Origin of the sequence: Sphingobacterium sp. WOUb80 (assembly GCF_050058145.1) — a bacterium.
In the GTDB taxonomy this organism is placed as follows: domain Bacteria; phylum Bacteroidota; class Bacteroidia; order Sphingobacteriales; family Sphingobacteriaceae; genus Sphingobacterium.
In genome coordinates this window covers 6,335,032-6,356,669 of sequence record NZ_CP165617.1, presented here as the reverse complement: position 1 = coordinate 6,356,669, position 21,638 = coordinate 6,335,032, and the positions used below count along the sequence as shown (strand labels likewise).

The window sequence follows — 21,638 nt, the reverse complement described above, 5'->3', positions numbered from 1 at the left end:
TATGGGGAAAATCCACCAATGGCTATTAAATTTTGAACCTTATTTTAGATTAATCGAATGGAGTAAACGTGTCGTATTGCCGGGCTTTGGCTCACTACCGCTTTATACAGTGGCGGTATTTTTCTTCCAGGAGCTTTCTAGAGATTCGATAGTCAGTAAGGCTTCTTCCCTATCCTATAGCTTTCTATTAGCCATTTTCCCAGGGATTATCTTTCTCTTTACATTGATCCCCTATATTCCGATCAATAATTTTCAGGAACAGTTGCTGGATTTCCTTGCGGTAGTAATTCCCAAAAATGCTTTTCTGGTTGTTGAAACGACTTTGGAGGATATTATCAAAAACCAAAATGGCGGGTTGCTATCTTTCGGTTTTGTGTTTGCGGCCTATTTTGCGACCAATGGTATGGCCTCTCTTATGAATGCCTTCAATAAGGCTTCGTTGATGACGGAAAGAAGACCCTGGATCAGAAAACGATTGCTTGCCCTAGCCTTGGCTTTCCTGATTATTTTTGCGTTAACAGCGGGGATGACGATATTTACCATAGCTGGCATTACGATAGACTACCTCAAGGAAACGACAGGTATTAAATCCAGCTTCTGGGCTATTCTACTTAAAGTAGCCCGATGGTTGATTATATTTGCTATCTACTTTTTCACAGTAAGCTGTATTTACAAATTTGGCCCCTCCAACTCCAATAAATGGAAACTCTTCAGTCCCGGAGCATCTATGGCTACCATTTTAGCGATATTGACGTTTTCCATATTTACCTTTTATATCAATCATTTCGGTGCATATAACAAACTGTATGGATCCATTGGGACATTGATCGTCATTATGCTCTGGATTTACCTGAATACGCTTATTTTATTATTGGGGTATGAGCTTAATGCGGCCATAGCACTATCTAAACAAACCATTGTTATTGCCAAGCCACGCATTTTCAATTCTTTTAAAAGAGAAGACTAAGTTGTCTTAAGTCACTTAAAATCTATTTTATCGGAAAAGGATTTCCGCAAATAAAGTCGAGAATTAGCAATAGTACAATTCAAATACCATCCCTTGCGGGGTTGGCGTGTAAAAAGTCCCCTATAACTGAAAGTCTTTCAATAAAATAAGAAAAATAAAATTTTGCATTTAAAGTTTTTTTGTACCTTTGCAACTCCTACAAAGTAGGAAAAAGGAGAAAATTAATTAATGGCAAAAAAACAAGAAGCAGAAAAAGAATTAGCAGCGAAAAACGCAGAGCTACAAGGGGCTGACACTAAAGTAGTGAAAGACACTGAACAAATTGAATCAGAAGCTGATTCAAACTTAATCGACGAAATCAAATCAAACACTTGGATCACACCAGAAGGTGAATTTGACTGGGATGCAAATGATAAAGGTTTCGGAAATTATAGCGAAGCTGAACGCGCTAAACTTGAAGCACAATACGCAGATACTTTCAACCAAGTTAACCAAGGTGAAATTATTGAAGGTACTGTAGTTTCTATCAACAACAAAGACGTAGTCTTAAATGTTGGTTTCAAATCTGACGGTTTAGTTTCTTTATCAGAATTCCGTGACTTACCAGAATTAAAAGTTGGTGACAAAGTTGACGTATTCGTTGAATCTCAAGAAGATGCTAACGGTCAATTAGTACTTTCTCGCAAACGTGCTAAAACTCAAAAATCTTGGGAAGCTATCAATGAGGCATTGGAAAATGATGCAATCATTACTGGTTTCGTTAAGAGCCGTACTAAAGGTGGTCTTATCGTTGACATCAAAGGTGTTGAAGCATTCTTACCTGGATCTCAAATCGATATCAAACCTATCCGTGACTACGATGTATACGTAGGTAAAACAATGGAATTCAAAGTTGTGAAAATCAACCACGAATTCAAAAACGTTGTCGTATCACACAAAGTATTAATTGAAAACGACTTAGAAAACCAAAAATCTGAAATCGTTGCTAAATTAGAAAAAGGTCAAGTATTAGAAGGAACAGTTAAAAATATCACTGACTTCGGTGTGTTCATCGATTTAGGTGGTGTTGACGGTTTATTGCATATCACAGATATCTCTTGGGGTCGTATCGAGCATCCAAAAGAAGTTTTATCGCTAGATCAAACAATCAACGTTGTTGTATTAGACTTTGATGACGAGAAAAAACGTATCGCTTTAGGCTTGAAACAATTATCTGAGCATCCTTGGGAATCTTTAGATACTGCATTAGAAGTTGGTTCTAAAGTTAAAGGTAAAATCGTAACAGTTGCTGATTACGGTGCTTTCTTAGAAATCATCCCTGGTGTTGAAGGTTTGATCCACGTTTCTGAAATGTCTTGGTCACAAAACTTACGTTCTCCACAAGAGTTCTTGAAAGTTGGTGATGAGATCGAAGCGCAAATCTTAACGTTAGATCGCGATGAGCGTAAAATGAGCTTAGGTATCAAACAATTGACTCCAGATCCTTGGAAAAATATCACTGAGCGTTACCCTGTAGGTTCTAAACAAACAGCTGTTGTTAAAAACATGACTAACTTCGGTGTATTTGTTGAATTGGAAGAAGGTATCGATGGTTTGATCCACATCTCTGATTTATCATGGTCTAAAAAAATCAACCACCCTAACGAATTCACTAAAGTTGGTGAAACATTAGACGTAGTTGTTTTAGAATTAGATGAAGAAAACCGTAAATTATCTTTAGGTCACAAACAATTGGAAGAAAACCCTTGGGATACTTTCGAGACGATCTTTACTGAAGGTTCTATCCACGAAGGTACTGTGATCAAAGTTGGTGACAAAGGTGATATCGTAGCTTTACAATATGGTGTTGAAGGTTTCTGTCCTTCTAAACACTCTGTTAAAGAAGACGGTTCTTCATTGAAAGTTGATGAAGTTACTTCATTCAAAATCATCGAGTTCAACAAAGAGAACAAACGTTTGGTAATTTCTCACTCTCGTATCTGGGAAGAAGAGAAAGAAGAAGCTCGCAAAGAAGAGTCTAGCAATCGTAAAAAAGACGCTAAAGCTGAGTCTTCAGCTGTGAAAAAAGTAAAAGATTCTGTTGAAAAATCTACTTTAGGCGACTTAGACGTATTAGCTCAATTGAAAGAGCAAATGGAAAATGATAAAAACGCTAAGTAATTAGCAATTTCAATCCATAAAAAGCGGCTGTTCCAAAAGGACAGCCGCTTTGCTTTTATAGGGATGCTTTTGTAATTTTGTACCAATAAACTTTATTGTTATGTCATTCAAATCAGCCTTAATTAACCCCTCCGAACTTCATGAATCATTGGGACAGCATACAGACATTGTCCTCCTTGATTGCACCATCGACAAAGTTGGCCAATCCATCAAGGATACCAAGTTCGAAGTACTTCCCCATTCTCAATTTTTTGACATCGAAGGAAAACTCTCGGATGCTACTTCTAAATTACCGCATACTCTTGTATCTGCAGATGTATTCGAACGGGAAATGCAAAACCTCGGAATCAATCAGGGCAGTACGGTCGTATTATATGACAGATGGGGCGTTTATTCAAGCCCAAGAGCCTGGTGGATGTTTAAGGTCATGGGTTTTGAACAGGTATTTATTCTAAATGGTGGTGTTCCTGCTTGGAAAAAAATCAAATTGCCACTTGTAGACCAGTATACAGCTGCTGTAAAGCCTGGTAACTTCAAAGCCCAATTTCAAGCAAACCGTTATGCTGACAAAGAATATATCTTAACACATTATCGAAATTCCGACGTTAATATTTTCGACGCTAGAAGTAAAGGTCGCTTTAGTGGTTTAGTCGCTGAACCTCGTAAAGGCCTCCATGGTGGGCATATCCCCCATTCCAAAAACCTCCCTTTCGACGAACTATTTGATGGAATCGTTTATAAACCCATTGATGAACTGAAACAGCAATTTGATCATTTTAATGTGACCGGAAATGAATATGTATTCTCCTGTGGGTCTGGTATCACGGCCTCAATCTTAGCATTTGCTTGTCATCTTGCTGGTCACGAGCAAATCCGCGTATACGATGGTTCCTGGTCAGAATGGGGCCAAGAAGAGCTTAATCTTCCCATCGAAAAATAAGTTAAAACAAGGTATTCCAAGAATAGAGATTATCCTCCAGACGAATTTTTTCCGCATCTAGGAGATCACGGATAATCTCTATTCTTTGATTTTCTGTACCTATCGTCAAGCTCGCAACCAAATCGTGAATATTTTTAGGCCCAGCGAGCAAACTGTTTTTAATTTCGGCTTTTATGCTTGTCCGTTGCTTTTCCTGATGATTACGGATCAGACACAGATCGCATACCTGACAGAAACCAGCATTTTTCTCACCAAAATATAACAACAGCGACTGGCTGCGGCAATTGCTGTGTTCAATGTAACCGATCATGCCATTGACTTCTTCTTCCTTCACCTGATGGCGATCGCGAATAAAAATATGATCGATATGCAGGTGTTTGTAATCGACACGGTTTTGTAAAAAGGTCAGTTGTGGCGCATCTGTAGAAGGTAGATAACTCGCTATTTCCAATGTCTCTAACGACTTCAACAGCTCGACAACACGATCATAAGACAGACCTAACTTACGTGCAAATTCATATTCATTGATCAGGATATAGTTCTCAAAAACACCGCCATAGCTGCGCAAAATAGCCTTAATGAGCTTATCATATTTCACATACTGCACTTGAACTTTATACAATTCGGCACTATCAATCTCAAACTTAAAGCGGGAAGGTATTGTTACAGCTTCTGACAGTACCAACCAGGTATCCCGCTCCAAAAACTTCAGCGCATTCATAACGGGGACCAAAGGCAACTGATATTTTTTGGCAAAAGTCACAACATCAAAATCCACAGTCACTCCTTCTCCAGAACCATAGGGAATTTGAAAATGATTACATAGGTAATGGTAAGTCTGCTGAATAAATGGAATATCAGGAAAACTAGCTTGCAAATTATCAACAAGTTTCCGCTCGTCGGTCTTTTGATAAAGAATAACAGGATACGCCTTTTTTCCGTCTCTTCCCGCCCTACCCGCTTCCTGATAGTAAGCCTCTAGGGAATCTGGTAAATCGAGATGGATCACAAAACGCACATCTGGTTTGTCAATGCCCATTCCAAATGCATTGGTAGCAACAATGACGCGAACATTGTTCGCCATCCATCCTTTTTGTTTCTGATCTCGCTCCTGCCCCGAAAGCCCAGCATGGTAATAATCTGCCGAAACGCCATTATTGACTAAAATACGGGCTATCTCCTGCGTTTCTCGTCTATTTCTGACATAGACAATACCGGATCCCCCCAACTTATGTATAATCCGTACCATGCGTCCCATCTTGTCCTCTTCTTCAATGGCCATATAAGCCAAATTGTCGCGGAGAAAGCTTTTGACAAATACATTTTCTTTCGGAAAATTCAGTTTCTGCTGTATATCGCTAATGACACGCTCCGTTGCGGTCGCTGTAAGAGCCAGAAAAGGGATCTTGGGATGCAGTTCCCTTAACTTAGCGAGTTCTAAATAGGGCGGTCTAAAATCATATCCCCATTGAGAAATACAATGTGCTTCATCTATGGCGAACAAGTTGACATTCATAAATCGAATGCGCTCTTTCACCATATCATTGTACAAACGTTCAGGAGAAAGGTAGAGAAATTTAATTTGCCCATAGACGCAGTTATCCAATGTAATATCCACCTCTCTCTTCTTCATTCCAGCATAAATGGCGACCGCCTGAATTCCATTCTTTTTCAAATGTTCGACCTGATCTTTCATCAATGCGATAAGCGGTGTAACGACAATACAAATCCCTTCTCGCATCAAGGCAGGTACTTGAAAACAAATCGACTTTCCGCCGCCAGTCGGCAATAAAGCCAGTGTATCTTTACCTGAAATGACCGATTGAATAATTTCTTCCTGCAGGGGTCTAAATGAATCGAATCCCCAGTATTGCCTTAAGATTGATATACTATCTTGCGTCATAAGTTCTCCTTATCCCAAACATACGCAAAATTATCTTTCATGAGATAATTCTGTATTCCCAAACTATCCAACATACGTTTTGTATGCTTGGATTTCTCCATTGAATTGGATCCATCCAGTATAACAAGTTTTGGTCTAATTTGCTTCAATAAACGAGGTAAACCATTTAGTAAATTTTTTCTGACAATGACAAGGTCAGCATGTGTCATTGTTCCCCCTGCATGCAATAAAATAGCAATTCTACCTAAAGGGAGCGTAACAAGGTAGTTTTTCCGCTCCTGACCATTCAAAGCTACAAACTGAACTTTTTCCCTCGTCAGTAATTGGATTTCTCTTCCACATGCATATTGCAAGCCTCGGGATTGCAAAGAATCAAATGTACTGTAAACGATTCCGCGCCCGCTTTTAAAATACCCGATCGTCAGCTCATGTTTCGTATTATAGACCCGAAACCGTTCTACATCTTTATTTTCTAGGTATTTTTGCGCAGTGATCAATAGTATTCCAATTGCACAGCATCCCCCTAGCCAAACGTATTTTTTATCTTTCCATTGAAAAGCATATAAAAAAGAAAATAGTGCAAAATAGGTCAAAAATAGAAGCTCCAGTCCCATAGGTTCAACTTTTATTGTTGAAAAAGCCAAGTGGTCAATAAATTTCAAACAGTATAAGATGAAAGTAATGAGATGCTCCAAAAGGAAACCCAATAAATCGTTGAGCCCCTGCATTGGATTGATTGTCATAATAAAACCGAGATACATCGCTAGTGTTGAAGGGAAATCGACTAATACATTGGCTACCAGAAAATAAGTTGGAAATTGTCCAAAATAATAAAGGCTCAGTGGCGTTGTCAATATCTGCGCAGCAATAGAAACAGCCAATGCATCTCTCAAAAGCCGTAATATCGGTCTTTTAACCGGAAGGAATCCTTCGACAAGCGGCGAACATATCGTCATACCCAAAACGGCTAAAAAGGACAGCTGAAACCCCACATCAACAACAGCCCGGGGAATGACCAGTAAAATCAATAATGCGGCAATAATAAGCGAATTCAGTGTTGAAAAGCTTCGTTTAAAATGCTGTGCACACAGCACAAAACTAATCATAATAGCTGCCCGCGTAATGGGCGGATCAAGCCCTGCAATAAAAGCATATATCCAGATCATACTCCATAATAAAATTAGTGGCAGCCATCTGAGATAGGAAGGCCAGGCAATTCGCTTGAAAATAAGGGATAAAAAACTGAATAAAACAGCAACATGCATTCCCGAAACACTTAATACATGTATCGTTCCCGTATTGGTGAAGACCTGGATGCTTTCGGCACTGATATCGCTCCGAGAACCATATAATAAAGCTGACGCAATAGCAAAGTGTTCATCCCTTTTGATATGGGGCCGAAGCTTAACCAAAAAATATCTCCTCATTTGTAAAGCAAGCCCAGTCAAGGAAAAAGCCATTGCTTCTCTCCTACTGATCAGCTTATAACGACCAAAGACTGCGAAAGCTTCATGATAAATATGCTGTCTTTCCAAATACTCTCGATAGTCAAATTCCATTGGATTGAATGGCGGAGCTATTTTCTTTACTTGACCTTTTAACCACAATAGATCACCAAACTGCAGTGGGTTCTTCTGGCTAGATTTTAAAGATAACATTAGTCGACCTGTAGTTTCAACAAATTCACCTTTTTGGTAAGCCCCTAATACTTCTGCCGAAAAACGAATGATATCCCGCTTCACCTTGGGTTCTTCAATAATTTTGACTACATAACTATCGGTCACTATATGGGAGAAATGACTGATTGTAACCAAAGGGTCCTCGCGCCAAAATTGGAAAATCCCAAATAATACAATAGACACATAATACCCGTAGATGTAGCCATATTGGCGGATTCTTCCCTTTAATAAATAACAACAAAATGTTATCAAAACCAGCACAACCAATAGCTGCTGAACGCATTGGAAAATATGGAGCGACATAGGCAATCGAGGTGCAAGAAGAAGCGTCACAAGATATGGGACAGTAAGCTTAAGCGTAGGAAGTCGCTCCAGTCTTTGCAGAAAACTCAACGCTTTCATAACTGCCACCGCAACTGCATCTTAACCTCTGACTTTCTATTGCCCTCAATTTGATCTAATCCAGTCCCGATACTCTCCCGCGATGGATAGTAATAGACCGCATATTTGGCCCATACCTGAAGATGGCGGCTTAACCGATACTGCAGATTGAAATACATTCTCCATCCCCTTGTATTGTACATTCCATAACCAGATGCATATAATACATCCTGCTCATAAGCATAGATCCGATTATCATAACTTGCCGCATCGAAATACGCAACGCGTATATTCGACTGGAATTTTCCGGCCCTAGACTTCCAGAACACATCCTGGTAAAGCATATAACCGAAACTATTTCCCTGATACTCTTTTTGGAATAGATTGGCTTCAACACGGGAGCGAATCGTCCATATTGAACTTAGGCGGTAATGAAATTCTACCCTGAATTGCTGTTTGCTGGCATTCACAAGCCCGTGCTCGGTTTGTCCCGCTCCCTGGTAATTAACTTGTTTCAATCGGTTACGATAGCGCAATGAAAGTTGGCCTTTTTTATACCACATGTAACTCAGCTGACTAAAGAAATCAGCGCCGGTAGATAGCGTATCAGCCTGATACTTTGCTCCTGGAAAACGAAATATATCGGCATAATTCGACCAGAGCAATTTTCGTCCCAATTGATACGTTAGTCCCAAATAAGCTCCCTGTTCGTTGGAGGTGTTATCCGATTCACCAAATCCCTGTCCATAAAAAGTATGAAAGTTCTTCTTATAGTCTCGAAGCAATATAACCGATGATAAACGTGGATGTAAACTGATGATAGATCCGGCTAACGATGATGAACCTCCATCCATACTGTTCGCATACTCACCAAATAAATAGGTATTTCGAATGGTATAGTTTGCATACAGACTTATATTTCGCAAAAGATCTCCCTCAAAGTCAGCTTCCTGCCGTAATCCCATTCCCTTTGTTTTAAAAGCATCCAACTTTGTCTGATTGAAATGAACACCTACTTTGAGCCGTCTATAACGCCACAATACATTCAATCCATAGGTCATTTGAGATGCCGCATGACGGTATCCCTGTTCAGTTGGAGTACGATGCAGACCTGTACTTGCGATTGTTGAAATCGTCGCTGGAAAAACTGTGCGGTTAACTTTTCCATCAATGGATTGGTAAGAAAAGTACGGGGTAATTTCAATGTGATTTACCTGTAAGGTCCCAGCTATACCACGCATAAAATTAGCTTCATTTAACGAAGTATATGACCTTACACCAATACCTTGCCTTGCCGTATTCTGTACTAATCCCCCTTTTCCGAAATTCAGACCATTCCACATGCTAAGTCCCTGACCGAATTGTAGCGCATAGTCGCCGATCACAATATTCTTGAAATGGCCTACGGTCTTTATTGATAAACTTAGGCCATAGAAATCAAATCCCATTTTTTGCTTATCCCTAAAAAAGGGTTCCCCTGCATCTTTCTCCATATTGACGGCTAGGTGAATTCGATCGTTTAATTGGGCTCTGTACCTTAGCGCGTAGCGATTGGCATCACCGAGATAACGGGATCTCATGGTATCAGCGATACGATACCCCTTTGCTTTTTCAAGTATCCGGGCATATCTTACCGTAAATTCCTGTTTAAAATTTCTTACTTTCAGGGTTTCAAGAGGAGATTCAGCGCCTATCCTGACAAAAGGTAACAGTAAGTTGACCATCCGTTCATTAAAACCATCAATGGATTGTAATTCAAGCAGGTTGATAAAATTACCTGAAATGGTCCGATGTTCCAGCAGCTGCTCAATTAATAAAGGATTCAGGAATTGCAATTCAGCGAGTTCTCTTCCATCGGTCTTGTTGAGATCGATCGGATGTTCGAGATAGTAGTGCCACTTTTCCGTCAGTTCGCTCAAATCGGCATCCTCTGGAAGTTCTTCCGATAAGCTTTCAAATAAATCTTGGAGATCGACTTTTTCTTTTGTCTGCGCCATACAGGTTATGCCAATAAAACAACCTATAAAGAGCAAAATCTTGCTACAATATTTCATAATAGGTTTTAATTAATATTGGCTAAATGCTAGGCCATGAACCCTTTATCCCGGCAGAAAAGTGATTCACTCTTATGAAATTAGGAAATATAAAGGAATAAAAAAAGCCCGATGAAAAATTTCATCAGGCTTTTTTTTATTCCTTTATGAGAATATCAATTAAATATCAATTTTAGCATAACGCGCATTTTTCTCAATAAATTCACGACGTGGAGCAACTTCGTCCCCCATTAGCATAGAGAAAATTCGGTCACATTCCGCAGCATTTTCGATAGTTACCTGTCTCAATGTACGCGTTTCAGGATTCATGGTTGTATCCCATAACTGTTCTGCATTCATCTCTCCAAGACCTTTGTAACGTTGTACGTGTACACTGTCCTCTTTACCGGTTCCTTTCAAACGCTGAATAGCATTGATACGTTGGTCTTCATTCCAAGCATATTCATGTTCTTTTCCTTTTTTCACCTGGTACAGCGGCGGTGTCGCAATATATACATATCCTCTTTCAATCAATTCTTTCATGTATCTGAAATAGAATGTCAAGATCAATGTTGTAATGTGGGACCCATCCACATCGGCATCGGTCATGATAATGATACGGTGATAGCGCAATTTCTCAAGATTCAATGCTTTAGCATCTTCGGCAGTACCTACGCTCACCCCCAAAGCTGTAAACATATTTTTGATCTCCTCATTTTCGTAGATCTTATGTTCCATCGCTTTCTCGACGTTAAGTATTTTACCACGCAAAGGCATGATTGCCTGATGCTTTCTATCCCGACCTGACTTCGCAGTACCGCCCGCAGAATCTCCCTCAACAAAATAAATTTCGCATTTTGTAGGATCATTATCTTGACAATCGGCTAATTTACCAGGAAGTCCAGAACCGCCCATTACGGTTTTACGTTGCACCAAATCACGGGCTTTACGTGCAGCAGCACGTGCCTGAGCAGCGATTACAACCTTCTGAACAATAGACTTTGCTTCACGTGGATTCTCTTCCAAATAAACACCTAAGATCTCGCCTACGGCAACATCAACAGCGCCCATCACCTCGGAGTTTCCTAATTTTGTTTTCGTTTGACCTTCAAACTGAGGTTCTGCAACTTTGACCGAAATAACGGCTGTCAATCCCTCACGGAAGTCATCACCTGTAATTTCTACTTTTAGGTTTTTAAGCAAACCCGACTTATCCGCATAAGCTTTCAATGTACGGGTCAAACCACGACGGAAACCCGCCACATGTGAACCACCTTCAATCGTATTGATGTTGTTCACGTAAGAATGGACATTTTCAGAATAAGTATCGTTATATTGTAAAGCCAGTTCGACAGGAATACCCTGTTTTACACCTTCAACATAAATAGGCTCAGGAATCAACGACTGACGGTTACCATCTAAAAATTTTACAAACTCTTTTAGACCACCTTCAGAATAGAACGTTTCTTTCTTTTCAGAGCCATCTTCGTTGGTTTCGCGCTCATCATTCAAAGTCAAGCTCACACCTTTATTTAAAAATGCAAGCTCACGAAGACGGTTTGCTAAGGTATCGTAATTATAGACAGTAGTCTGCGTAAAAATCGTTGCATCCGGATGGAATGTTACAATAGTACCAGTCTTATCCGAAACACCAACTTCCTTCACATCATACAAGGGCTTACCAATTTGGTACTCTTGTTGAAAGATCTTTCCATCGCGATGGACTTCAGCTTTCAAAAGGGTAGACAAGGCGTTTACACAGGAAACCCCAACACCATGCAGACCACCAGAAACCTTATAGGTATCTTTATCAAATTTACCTCCAGCGTGCAATACTGTCATTACAAGCTCTAAGGCCGATTTATTTTCTTTTTTGTTGATTCCTGTAGGAATACCCCGACCGTTATCGCGGACAGAAATCGAATTATCTTTATGGATAGTAACAAAGATATCTGTACAATACCCTGCTACAGCTTCATCGATTGAATTGTCAACTACCTCGTATACCAAGTGGTGTAATCCTTTTACACCGGTGTCACCGATATACATGGATGGACGCTTACGAACCGCCTCTAAACCCTCTAATACCTGAATATTATCGGCCGAATAGGTGGATGCATTTTTATTTTCTTCGCTCATTGAAAACCTCTTAAATGTAATATTCAAAAATACGAAATTTTGGCCGATTTATCAAGTCCGTGAACAAGTATTGAACCGATATTCTGAATTGGCAATAGGTCGTATAATTTTACTTTTTTATTACTAAAAACTAAAATTTCGATTTTTTTATGTTAGGTTTGTTTTCAGTAATAATTTGCAAATAACAAAAAAATGAACACTATATTTTCAATTGTATCGAAAGTTTCCTTTGGCCTTTTATTGGTTGGAACAATTGCATCATGTAATCAAGGTGCAAAAACATCAAACGAACCTGCTAAAAACGATTCCAATACGGTAAGTAAAGAAAACCAAGGAAGTAGCAAAGATAAAATCGTCTATTTAAACTCGGATTCCCTTTCGGAAAAATACCAATATTTTAAAGATATTAAATCAAAGCTTGAAAATAAGGTAAAGAAAGCACAAGCGGATCTTCAATCAAAAAGTACTGCTTTCCAACGTGAAGTTGCCGAATACCAAAAAAATGCTGCTACAATGTCCGCTGCTGATAGACAAGCTACTGAACAGAAGCTAGCACGTAAACAAGATGAGCTTGCGCGTTTAGACCAAACGGCTTCTTCCTCTATTGCAAAAGACGAGTCTGAAGAATTCAACAATGTTTATAATAAAATTACCGAATTCCTGAAAAAACATGCAGCAGAAAATGGCTACAAATTGGTGCTGACCTATTCAAAAAGCAACCCAACTGTATTGTATGCTGACCCATCTTTGGAAATCACGAATGAAGTAATCAAACAGTTAAATGAAGAATATAAAACTTCAAACAAATAGAAGATCATAAAAATTCAGAAAAGCCATCAACTCCGTTGATGGCTTTTTTTATTTTCTTTCTTATCTTGTCCTTGCTAAAATTAGATTTATGGTCAGAACGATTGTTGAAAAAGAAATCGCAAACTACGAATGGATAGATATCTCTGAACCGACCTCAGAAGATTTCACCTTCATCAAAGAGCGCTACAATTTAAATGAAGCTTCTATCAAGGACTCCAAAGAACCTGAGCATCTACCTAAAATCGAAGAATTTGAGAACTATACTTTCGTTATTCTTCGTGTCATGTCAGACAATTTCAAAGAAAATTCCGACAGCATCGGCGAGATTACTGACCGTCTGACCATATTCTATGGAAATGATTTTGTCATTACAGTACACAAACGTCGAATCGAATTCTTAGAAAAGCTGAAGAACATTGAATTCACATCTATCAAAACAAAGAATAGTCGTAAACTAGCTGTATTTATCACGACTGCTGCTGTATTCACCTTTAGCCAAACTTTGGAGCAGCTTTCAACCCGAATTGATGCATACGAGGAATTGATATTTTTGAAACGGATGAAACAACAACCTATATTGAAAAACCTCTATTTTATCAAAAGGCAGATTGATGTTGCACGAAAAGTGATCTTTCTCTACAAAGAGGTTGTCGAGCATTTTCATTCATCATCCAAAAAGGATGTATACACACGGGATTTAAAAGATCTTCAGGTCCGTACATCGACTTTATACGAAAACTTATCGGAGAATGTAGCTCAACTGCTTAATGTGTATTTCAACATCTCGTCTAATCACACCAATGAGATTATGCGTATCCTGACGATTTTCTCCGTATTTTTTATGCCCATCACTTTTGTGGCAGGAATTTATGGTATGAACTTTAAAAATATGCCGGAACTCGAATGGTACTATGGATACCCGGTCGCCATGGGGATCATGGTTGCGATATCCCTGGCTATTTATTTATGGTTCAAAAGAAAAGGTTGGCTATAATAAGCCAACCTTTTTCTTTGCTGGGGTAACCAAAAAATCTTTAAGATAGAATGGCTCGAAATAAGCAATATCCTCAAACTCTTTCCGCTGAAATTTATCAAAGGCCAACGTCGATAAAAAAGCCGCAGAATCATTAAATCCGCTCAGCACATCCACGCGATCCATTGCGCTGAACAAATCGTCAAATTTATCGGCTCCCGATCCAAATAAATGGACACGATGATAGTTCAGCAATAATTCATTGAAATAATCAACATCAATAATTTCGGCAGATGTTGCTTTCACCAATGCAGCATTATGGTCATAAACGGCCGTATATACTTCCATACGACGGGCATCGATCATGGGAAGATAAGCTTCACCTTCTGTTATACCAAATTGTCCCTTATACCCTAGAAACAAAGCCTCTAATGTATTAATAGCGATTAAGGGTATATCTAAGGCATAACAGAGACCTTTGGCCGTAGACACCCCTATACGTAAACCTGTATAAGAGCCCGGTCCCATGCTCACCGCCACAGCACTTAAATCCTGCATCGTTCGGTTTGTCTGTGTAAGGATTTCCGCAATCAAAACGGTCAATTTAGCGGCATGGGCATTCGGTTCATCGAGATCGATAACCGCTAGTGTCTCACCATTTTCACTTAGGGCAACCGAGCAAATCGTGGTTGAAGTATCAATTTGTAAAATTAAATTATTCATCGTCATTATTGAAATCATGGCACAGGATCATGTCCATGCCCACCCCAAGGGTTGCAACGTGCAATTCGTTTTAAAGCCATCCAGCCACCTTTAAAAGGTCCATATTTCAGAATAGCCTCCTTTCCGTATTGAGAACAGGTCGGCGTATATCTACAATTAGCACCTAAAAATGGTGAAATAAAAACTTGGTAAAACCGAATAATAGCCAAGAAAATAAAACTAAACAGGGGTTGAATCCCCTTTTTCCAAATAAGCTTCAGCACATTCATCCTGCAATTTTTTCAGCATTTTATTCATTGCGGTGCTAAACACATCATACGTTAAGATCTGCTTGCCTACATATTGAATAGCCAAATACAAAGTTACATTATGTTTCAACAAAAACGGAATCAAATCATTCGATTTTTGCAAACGGTAACTCTCACGCATCATTCGCTTAATCGAATTGCGATCAACTGCTCTTTTGAACCTACGTTTGGATACGGAAATGATAGACTGACTGGAGGGAATATCGTCAGCCCCATTGTTTTTTTCGAAGAGAAAAACAACTCTAAACGGATACAAGACAAAAGAAGAACCGCTTTTAAAAAGCGTATCAATACGCCTTTTCGCACATAACCGTTCTTCTTTTGTAAATGTATTTTTCATACGATGACTTAATCTTATTAGAAAAAGCTCTTATAAGCGGCCACCGATCCTTGTCAAAGATTAACCTTTGTGACGGTATTCGTCAGACACTGTAAGACGTTTTCTACCTTTGGCTCTACGTGAAGCTAATACTCTTCTACCGTTTGCAGAGCTCATACGCTCTCTAAAACCGTGTTTGTTTCTTCTTTTTCTTTGCGATGGCTGAAATGTTCTTTTCATGACGCTATTATGCTAATTTGTTCTTACTTCAATTAATACAAAACTCCCCAAGAGGAATGCAAAAGTAAAGTTTATTTTAGACAAAAACAAACAATATTACGAACATTTAAAGTTAATGTGAAGCGGACAAGCTAATTTATTCAGCTACAGCTTCAAAAAACAATTTTTCAACTACCCTAAAATAAAAATCAGCACAGTTTGACTGTGCTGATTTTTATAAATGAAGTATATATCCTACCCTATTTATTTTTCAGAATATCTCTGATCTCAGTCAAAAGCGTTTCTTCTTTCGTCGGTGCTGCAGGTGCCGCTGGAGCTGCTTCCTCTTTACGTTTCAATGAATTTAAAGCCTTAATAACACAAAAAATACAGAATGCTACAATTAAAAATTGAATAATTACATTAATAAAGTTTCCATAATTAATAGATACTTCAGCTTGTTTAGTAGCTTCATCAGCAGCTTTCAAGATCAATTTTTTGGATGAAAAATCAACACCACCTGTTAAATAACCAATAGGCGGCATGATAATATCGTCAACCAATGAGGTGACAATTTTACCAAAAGCTCCACCGATGACAACACCGACAGCTAGATCTACTACGCTGCCGCGCATTGCAAACTCTTTAAACTCTTTTAAAAATCCCATATTTAAATTTTTTAGTCCATGAATTATGACAAAACTAATAATTGTCACATAAATCTAATTAAAATATGCTAATTTTTTATCGTTAAACTCATATTGTGCTATATTTTCTGGCCCATGTCCTATTTTATAAAAAAGATATGTACCTCGCACCCCACTAATTTTTATTAACTTAATTTCTTATATTTGCCCGTTAACTAGTAAAATATCAAGATATATTGTATATTGTTAGTACTTTATTTCATACAGTAATTAAAGCCCAGCATCAGATAGCATATCTATGAAAAAGATTCTTATAGCAGACGACCACGGCATTGTACGATTAGGAGCCTCCGTTATTATTAAAGAAACTCTTCAAAAAGCAGAAATATTCCAAGCTGAAACCTTTGACGAGGTTCTTGAAAAAATAAAGGTAGAGGATTTCGACCTATTATTATTGGACATTAATATGCCGGGAGGAAATAATATACGTGTCGTTGAGGAAATCCTTCAAATTCGGCCAAGCATTAAAATTTTGATTTTCTCATCTTATGACGAATCACTTTATGCTTTACGTTATATCGAAGCCGGAGCAGTGGGTTATCTCAATAAAACAACAGCAATGGCTGAACTTTCCAATGCTATTTTGGCTATTCAGGATAGAGGGAAGTACATGTCGAGCACTGTACAGGACCTATACATTCAGAAATTGACTCAGAGCAAGTCTGAACTGACTAAACTAAATCCGTTGGCACGTTTGTCAAATAGAGAGGTGGACGTTGCCAAGCAATTGATAAAGGGACTGGGAATTATTGAAGTATCTAGCTTGTTGGAGTTAAGCCCTTCAACTGTGAGCACGTATAAAAGTAGAATCTTTGAAAAACTCAATGTTTCTAATATTCCTGAATTGATCGAGCTTTTCAGAATACACTCCAACAACTAGTAATTTTGTTGGAGTGTTTTTTTATTCGACTAACTTAAGTCAGCCATTGTAACGACCGGAATATCTTTTACGTTCAGGTCTTTTAAAGGTTGAGATTTCTTATAAGAGTAGCCCACCTCAGCTTCTAGATCCCATAACATCGGCGCTAAAAAGTTAAGACAGGTAGTAAAGCCTTGAACTGTTGCAGAAAAATCACCTGTATCTTTCGAATTTTTAGCTTCATTTTCAATTTCAAAAGGCCCACTGAAACCACGTTCTTGCAATAAGTCAACAAAACCTCTCCAATCCATACTGTCAGAACCACCAAAACCCGGCAACATGGCTTCGTAATGATGTCTATCCCAGTCATGGCCTGGTATACTTACATTGGCTTTTTTAGCCAATTCCGCATCAACATGTTGCATTGGATACATCCCGCCCCAATCAATGCGTGCTGCAGTCTGCAAATTACGTGTGGTTTTCACATGTATACGTTGCAGTCGTGCAATATCCGTATTGCGGATTACCTCAATTGGATTTGTATTTTGCCAGACATCATGTGAAGGATCATAGATTTCGCCATGAGCTTTGCTTGGTATCATCGCATACATTAATTTACGAGCGGCTAGCACTGCAGGAAGATTGTTATAGGTAGAGCTATAACGTGATGAACGCCAGCCTTCCATTGGGCAGTTCTCATAAAGAATGGTTACACCTAAACTCTCTGCATAATTCACGATAGGGGCAAATACACGTTTGTATTCTTCAAGATTTTTCTGAAATCCATCGATTTGATTTCCCAGTTCGTGATTATAACCGACAAATGTCCCTACCTTGACGTTATTTGCGTCACCACCAAGCAAATGTGCTATGCGGATCAGTTTTAATAAATGATTTTGATTCTTTACGCGTTGTTCAGGATCTCCACCAATCATATTTTCAAAAGCACCAAGCGAAAGTTTTAAATCAGCCTGATTGAACAGCTCAATTATTTCCGTCGCTTTTGCAGGAGTAAAATCATCATAATCCAAATGTGTTGCGGTATGATCTTCACGAGTACCATCTTTTCTAAAGACACAAAGGTCTATACCACCGGCTCCAATTCTCTTGGTTGTCTGAATCAACTCTGGTAAGGATAATTTATCAAATGCAGAACTCATCACCCATACAGGGTTATTTAATTTTGTAGTCATAGCTTATATAGTTGTCTTATATCGGTATTTAAAGATACTAAAAAAGCCATCCGATCGGATGGCTTTTTGATATTTTATAGCGAATCTACTAATCTACATTATCATGTAGAAAAGAATTGTTCGGTCTGATTTCAGTATTTCCATCTTCAAAAGAAAGAGTAAAACGCGATACCTGAGACTGCGAAGAATGTGGTGTATCTTCCAGCGACATTTGCTTTCTTTTATAAGCAGGCTCATTTTCTAACTCATGTAGACCATTAGAGGATTTTAGCTTCATGCTCAATTCCTTAAGACGTAAGATGCGTTCTTTGGTACGGACCAACTGATCTTCAAACGAAACCTGTTCTTCTTCCACTTGAGGGACCTCTACTTGCTCATTTGTTGTGCTTGATGAAAAGGTAGGTTTCTCTTCATATGCCGATGCAGAAGGAGCTGTGTAAGAATCAAAAACTGTTGGCATCTGGAATTGAAACACAGATGGCGAAGTTTTCAATTGAAAATCACTATCTCCAAATGAAGTCTCTTCTTCATAACCACCATCAAAACCCAAATCATGACGTATCACTTGTGGCTCCTCAACAGCTACTTGTTGTTGTACCGCATTTCTTGGTGAAGTGAACAAGTCAGATTGCAAATTATTTGGAGTTGAAGTATTTGTAGAAGGTGCTGGTGTATCCACACGTTGAACCGGAGTTACGAAACTATTCGTAGCTGGAACTTCTCTTGGTGCTACCTGAGAAACAGGTTTGATAAAAGAATTAGCCGGTTCAGCGGTTAAGGGCATAGACACCTTTGTATTTTCACGTTCTTTATCACGTTCTTCAGATGTTTGAAAACCAGTGGCAATAATTGTTACCGACAATTCGTCTTCAAAGTTTTCATCAATACAGTTACCCCAGATTAAATCCGCTGACAAACCAGCTTTTTCCTGAATGTAATCCGTAATGATCGCAACCTCATCCATAGTTACCTCTTTCGTTCCAGAAGTAATATTTAATAAAATATAGCGAGCACCTTCAATCTCGTTGTCTTTCAACAATGGCGAAGCTAAAGCTCCTTCCACCGCACGTAGTGCACGATCCTCACCTTCTGCAATTGCATTTCCCATAATGGCAACACCACTATCGTTCATAACCGTGCGAACATCTTTAAAATCGACGTTTACATAACCAGGGATAGTTATAATTTCGGCGATACCTTTTGCCGCAGTGGTCAATATATCATCTGCTTTTGCAAAAGCCGCAGTCATCGTTAAATTACCAAAGATTTCGCGAAGGCGGTCGTTTGAAATCACAAGATAAGAATCTACATATTTACGCAATTCAGAAAGCCCTTCTTCCGCTTGTGAACGACGACGTTTACCTTCAAACGTAAATGGTGTAGTAATAATCGCAACAGTTAAAATACCCAATTCTTTGGCAGCTTTCGCCAATACTGGACTAGCCCCAGTACCAGTACCACCGCCCATACCAGCTGTAATAAACAACATCTTGGTGTTGGTACCCAACATACGTTTGATATCTTCAATACTTTCGATAGCTGAATTTTCACCTACATCAGGATCAGCTCCTGCTCCCATACCTTCGGTTAGACTTATTCCCAATTGAACTTTATTTGGGATCGGGCTCAATTCCAATGCCTGCGCATCAGTATTACACACGATAAAATCTACCCCACTAATTCCTTGCTTATACATGTGGTTTACGGCATTGCCGCCACCACCACCAACCCCAATAACCTTGATTATTGAAGATTGTTCTTTTAACATTTCAAACTGTATTGACATAACTTATCCCTATTTAACTTACAATGAAGATGATATCAAACCGAATCAAACCCACTATATGTAATGTAATAATAATATAATTTCAACAAAAGTTTTCCACATTTGTGAAATTGTGGAAAACTTCAACTATTGTGGAAAACTTACTTCTTATCTAAAAAACTTGCATCATCGATTTCATTGCCGTCTTTGATAAAACGTTTGAACCATGACAATAATCCTTGCTCTTTCTGTTGTTGTTCAGAAACCTCTTTTGTCGTCACCGTAGCGGCCTGCACTTTTTTAGATGGGGCGTGCATTTCTCTACGACTATCTTCCTCTTCCTCATGCGATTGGATTCCCTTAATCAACAAGCCGATACTTGTCGCATACAAAGGACTTTTCAATTCTTCAAACAACGGTTTTGGTAAAACTTCATTCTTAGAAAGGTATTCATTCGGAAACCCGATACGGCAATCTATTCCAGTAATATATTCAACAAGTTGTACCAGATGTTTCAATTGAGCACCACCGCCGGTAATCACAATACCACCGATCAGTTTATTTTCGTATCCAGAAGATTTAATTTCATAATACACATGCTCAATAATTTCCTCCATTCTAGCTTGAATGATATAAGCCAAATTTTTAACGGAAATTTCTTTTGGCTCACGACCTTTCAATCCGGGCACACAAATCACCTCATTTTCTTTGTTTTCATCAGCTAAAGCGGATCCAAAGCGAGTTTTCAACAATTCAGCTTGGGAGCGCAAAACAGAACAGCCCTGACGGATATCTTCTGTGACGATATTACCGCCTAAAGGAATCACAGCCGTGTGACGAATAATTCCTTCATGGAAGATGGCAACATCTGTGGTTCCACCACCGATATCTACTAATACAACACCAGCATTTTTTTCGTCTTCATCCAATACAGCTTCGGAAGACGCTAAAGGTTCGAGAATCAATTCAGCAACTTCCAGATTGGAATTATCAATACATTTTTTGATGTTTTTAATATCTGTTACACGTCCCGATATAATATGGAAATTTGCTTCAATACGACGCCCTGCCATACCGATTGGTTCGCGAATCCCCGGTTCGTTATCTACCGTAAATTCCTGTGGTAAAACATGTATAATTTCTTCTCCTGGAGGCAGTACCAGTTTATACATATCCGAAATCAGTCGTTCGATATCGCGTCGAATGATTTCATCGTCACCATCGGTTTTGGTAAATATTCCCCGGTGTTGAATACTTTTGATGTGTTGGCCAGCAATTCCCACATTCACCACTTTAATATCCACATTGGACTGTGCTTCGGCTATCTCAACAGCCTCTAAAATACTTCCCACAGTTTTCTGGATATTAGCAACTACTCCACGGCTTACACCGGCAGAGTCAGCTTTCCCCACACCTAATAATTCAATTTTGTTTCCTGAGCTACGTCTCCCAACCGTAACACAAATTTTGGTAGTACCAATATCGAGTCCCACGATAATTGGGTTTTCTCTTTCAATTTCTGCTGCCTTTGAGTTCATAATTTCCTGTATTGTTGCTGTA

18 protein-coding genes are annotated in these 21,638 nt (G+C 38.9%); 6 read left to right on the top strand and 12 right to left on the bottom strand.

All coding sequences use genetic code 11. The features are described 5' to 3' along the window. Nucleotide 1: 1 nt before the first annotated feature. The 3 genes from AB1Z56_RS26190 (at nt 2) to AB1Z56_RS26180 (ending at nt 4,067) form a co-directional block, all read left to right on the top strand. Nucleotides 2–967, top strand: a complete 966-nt coding sequence (locus tag AB1Z56_RS26190; RefSeq protein ID WP_088160434.1) for a YihY/virulence factor BrkB family protein — start codon at nt 2–4, stop codon at nt 965–967. A gap of 228 nt (nt 968–1,195) precedes the next feature. Next, nucleotides 1,196–3,127 carry a 30S ribosomal protein S1 gene (rpsA, locus tag AB1Z56_RS26185; RefSeq protein WP_293955766.1) on the top strand — a complete coding sequence of 644 codons (1,932 nt, stop codon included), beginning with the start codon at nt 1,196–1,198 and terminating at the stop codon, nt 3,125–3,127. A gap of 100 nt (nt 3,128–3,227) precedes the next feature. Continuing rightward, nucleotides 3,228–4,067, top strand: a complete 840-nt coding sequence (locus AB1Z56_RS26180) for a sulfurtransferase (RefSeq protein ID WP_426790533.1) — start codon at nt 3,228–3,230, stop codon at nt 4,065–4,067. 1 nt (nt 4,068) lies between these two features. Here the strand turns inward: AB1Z56_RS26180 and AB1Z56_RS26175 are convergent, their stop codons facing one another. From AB1Z56_RS26175 to gyrB, 4 genes are all read right to left on the bottom strand, one after another. Then, nucleotides 4,069–5,970 (bottom strand): RecQ family ATP-dependent DNA helicase, encoded by a 1,902-nt coding sequence (locus AB1Z56_RS26175; protein ID WP_313266737.1) that lies wholly within the window; start codon nt 5,968–5,970, stop codon nt 4,069–4,071. After that, nucleotides 5,967–8,051, bottom strand: a complete 2,085-nt coding sequence (locus AB1Z56_RS26170) for a ComEC/Rec2 family competence protein (protein WP_426792403.1) — start codon at nt 8,049–8,051, stop codon at nt 5,967–5,969. The genes AB1Z56_RS26175 and AB1Z56_RS26170 overlap by 4 nt, the downstream gene beginning before the upstream one ends. Next, nucleotides 8,048–10,027 carry a hypothetical protein gene (locus AB1Z56_RS26165; protein WP_426790532.1) on the bottom strand — a complete coding sequence of 660 codons (1,980 nt, stop codon included), beginning with the start codon at nt 10,025–10,027 and terminating at the stop codon, nt 8,048–8,050. The genes AB1Z56_RS26170 and AB1Z56_RS26165 overlap by 4 nt, the downstream gene beginning before the upstream one ends. A gap of 216 nt (nt 10,028–10,243) precedes the next feature. Then, the gene (gene gyrB, locus AB1Z56_RS26160) at nt 10,244–12,202 is read right to left on the bottom strand and encodes a DNA topoisomerase (ATP-hydrolyzing) subunit B (protein ID WP_309366555.1); all 1,959 of its coding nucleotides are present in this window, start codon (nt 12,200–12,202) and stop codon (nt 10,244–10,246) included. Between the two features lie 192 nt (nt 12,203–12,394). On the opposite strand from gyrB, the gene AB1Z56_RS26155 reads away from it, so the two are divergent. Then, the gene (locus AB1Z56_RS26155; RefSeq protein ID WP_309366553.1) at nt 12,395–13,012 is read left to right on the top strand and encodes an OmpH family outer membrane protein; all 618 of its coding nucleotides are present in this window, start codon (nt 12,395–12,397) and stop codon (nt 13,010–13,012) included. Between the two features lie 88 nt (nt 13,013–13,100). Continuing rightward, nucleotides 13,101–14,006: a magnesium transporter CorA family protein gene (locus AB1Z56_RS26150; protein WP_309366551.1), complete on the top strand. Its 906-nt coding sequence runs from the start codon at nt 13,101–13,103 to the stop codon at nt 14,004–14,006. On the opposite strand, the gene tsaB is transcribed toward AB1Z56_RS26150, so the two are convergent. From tsaB to mscL, 5 genes are all read right to left on the bottom strand, one after another. Continuing rightward, nucleotides 14,001–14,708, bottom strand: coding sequence for a tRNA (adenosine(37)-N6)-threonylcarbamoyltransferase complex dimerization subunit type 1 TsaB (gene tsaB, locus AB1Z56_RS26145; RefSeq protein ID WP_426790531.1), 708 nt, complete (start codon nt 14,706–14,708; stop codon nt 14,001–14,003). The genes AB1Z56_RS26150 and tsaB overlap by 6 nt on opposite strands. A gap of 14 nt (nt 14,709–14,722) precedes the next feature. Next, a complete protein-coding gene (gene yidD, locus AB1Z56_RS26140; RefSeq protein WP_309366547.1) occupies nt 14,723–14,977 on the bottom strand; it encodes a membrane protein insertion efficiency factor YidD in 255 nt (84 codons plus the stop codon). Next, nucleotides 14,928–15,356 carry a ribonuclease P protein component gene (locus tag AB1Z56_RS26135; RefSeq protein ID WP_309366545.1) on the bottom strand — a complete coding sequence of 143 codons (429 nt, stop codon included), beginning with the start codon at nt 15,354–15,356 and terminating at the stop codon, nt 14,928–14,930. The genes yidD and AB1Z56_RS26135 overlap by 50 nt, the downstream gene beginning before the upstream one ends. 60 nt (nt 15,357–15,416) lie before the next feature. Next, the gene (gene rpmH, locus AB1Z56_RS26130; RefSeq protein WP_075991291.1) at nt 15,417–15,575 is read right to left on the bottom strand and encodes a 50S ribosomal protein L34; all 159 of its coding nucleotides are present in this window, start codon (nt 15,573–15,575) and stop codon (nt 15,417–15,419) included. Nucleotides 15,576–15,814: 239 nt separating this feature from the next. Then, a complete protein-coding gene (gene mscL / locus AB1Z56_RS26125) occupies nt 15,815–16,222 on the bottom strand; it encodes a large-conductance mechanosensitive channel protein MscL (protein ID WP_309366539.1) in 408 nt (135 codons plus the stop codon). Nucleotides 16,223–16,499: 277 nt separating this feature from the next. Between mscL and AB1Z56_RS26120 the strand changes: the two genes are divergently transcribed. After that, nucleotides 16,500–17,141 (top strand): response regulator transcription factor, encoded by a 642-nt coding sequence (locus AB1Z56_RS26120; protein ID WP_309366537.1) that lies wholly within the window; start codon nt 16,500–16,502, stop codon nt 17,139–17,141. Between the two features lie 29 nt (nt 17,142–17,170). Here the strand turns inward: AB1Z56_RS26120 and AB1Z56_RS26115 are convergent, their stop codons facing one another. The 3 genes from AB1Z56_RS26115 to ftsA form a co-directional block, all read right to left on the bottom strand. Beyond that, nucleotides 17,171–18,313, bottom strand: a complete 1,143-nt coding sequence (locus AB1Z56_RS26115; protein WP_309366535.1) for a sugar phosphate isomerase/epimerase family protein — start codon at nt 18,311–18,313, stop codon at nt 17,171–17,173. Nucleotides 18,314–18,401: 88 nt separating this feature from the next. Then, entirely contained in the window at nt 18,402–20,099 is a 1,698-nt protein-coding gene (gene ftsZ, locus AB1Z56_RS26110; protein ID WP_309366534.1) for a cell division protein FtsZ, read from the bottom strand. Nucleotides 20,100–20,239: 140 nt separating this feature from the next. Next, entirely contained in the window at nt 20,240–21,616 is a 1,377-nt protein-coding gene (gene ftsA, locus AB1Z56_RS26105) for a cell division protein FtsA (RefSeq protein WP_070564959.1), read from the bottom strand. Nucleotides 21,617–21,638 lie beyond the last annotated feature (22 nt).

Bases quoted from the DNA above. Each gene is read 5' to 3' on its own strand.
- ftsA (WP_070564959.1), bottom strand. From the start codon at position 21,616: ATGAACTCAAAGGCAGCAGAAATTGAAAGAGAAAACCCAATTATCGTG.
- yidD (WP_309366547.1), bottom strand. From the start codon at position 14,977: ATGAATGTGCTGAAGCTTATTTGGAAAAAGGGGATTCAACCCCTGTTT.
- AB1Z56_RS26180 (WP_426790533.1), top strand. From the start codon at position 3,228: ATGTCATTCAAATCAGCCTTAATTAACCCCTCCGAACTTCATGAATCA.
- mscL (WP_309366539.1), bottom strand. From the start codon at position 16,222: ATGGGATTTTTAAAAGAGTTTAAAGAGTTTGCAATGCGCGGCAGCGTA.
- AB1Z56_RS26165 (WP_426790532.1), bottom strand. From the start codon at position 10,027: ATGGCGCAGACAAAAGAAAAAGTCGATCTCCAAGATTTATTTGAAAGC.
- gyrB (WP_309366555.1), bottom strand. From the start codon at position 12,202: ATGAGCGAAGAAAATAAAAATGCATCCACCTATTCGGCCGATAATATT.
- AB1Z56_RS26150 (WP_309366551.1), top strand. From the start codon at position 13,101: ATGGTCAGAACGATTGTTGAAAAAGAAATCGCAAACTACGAATGGATA.
- ftsZ (WP_309366534.1), bottom strand. From the start codon at position 20,099: ATGTCAATACAGTTTGAAATGTTAAAAGAACAATCTTCAATAATCAAG.
- AB1Z56_RS26155 (WP_309366553.1), top strand. From the start codon at position 12,395: ATGAACACTATATTTTCAATTGTATCGAAAGTTTCCTTTGGCCTTTTA.
- rpsA (WP_293955766.1), top strand. From the start codon at position 1,196: ATGGCAAAAAAACAAGAAGCAGAAAAAGAATTAGCAGCGAAAAACGCA.
- tsaB (WP_426790531.1), bottom strand. From the start codon at position 14,708: ATGAATAATTTAATTTTACAAATTGATACTTCAACCACGATTTGCTCG.
- AB1Z56_RS26120 (WP_309366537.1), top strand. From the start codon at position 16,500: ATGAAAAAGATTCTTATAGCAGACGACCACGGCATTGTACGATTAGGA.
- rpmH (WP_075991291.1), bottom strand. From the start codon at position 15,575: ATGAAAAGAACATTTCAGCCATCGCAAAGAAAAAGAAGAAACAAACAC.
- AB1Z56_RS26175 (WP_313266737.1), bottom strand. From the start codon at position 5,970: ATGACGCAAGATAGTATATCAATCTTAAGGCAATACTGGGGATTCGAT.
- AB1Z56_RS26115 (WP_309366535.1), bottom strand. From the start codon at position 18,313: ATGACTACAAAATTAAATAACCCTGTATGGGTGATGAGTTCTGCATTT.
- AB1Z56_RS26135 (WP_309366545.1), bottom strand. From the start codon at position 15,356: ATGAAAAATACATTTACAAAAGAAGAACGGTTATGTGCGAAAAGGCGT.
- AB1Z56_RS26190 (WP_088160434.1), top strand. From the start codon at position 2: ATGGGGAAAATCCACCAATGGCTATTAAATTTTGAACCTTATTTTAGA.
- AB1Z56_RS26170 (WP_426792403.1), bottom strand. From the start codon at position 8,051: ATGAAAGCGTTGAGTTTTCTGCAAAGACTGGAGCGACTTCCTACGCTT.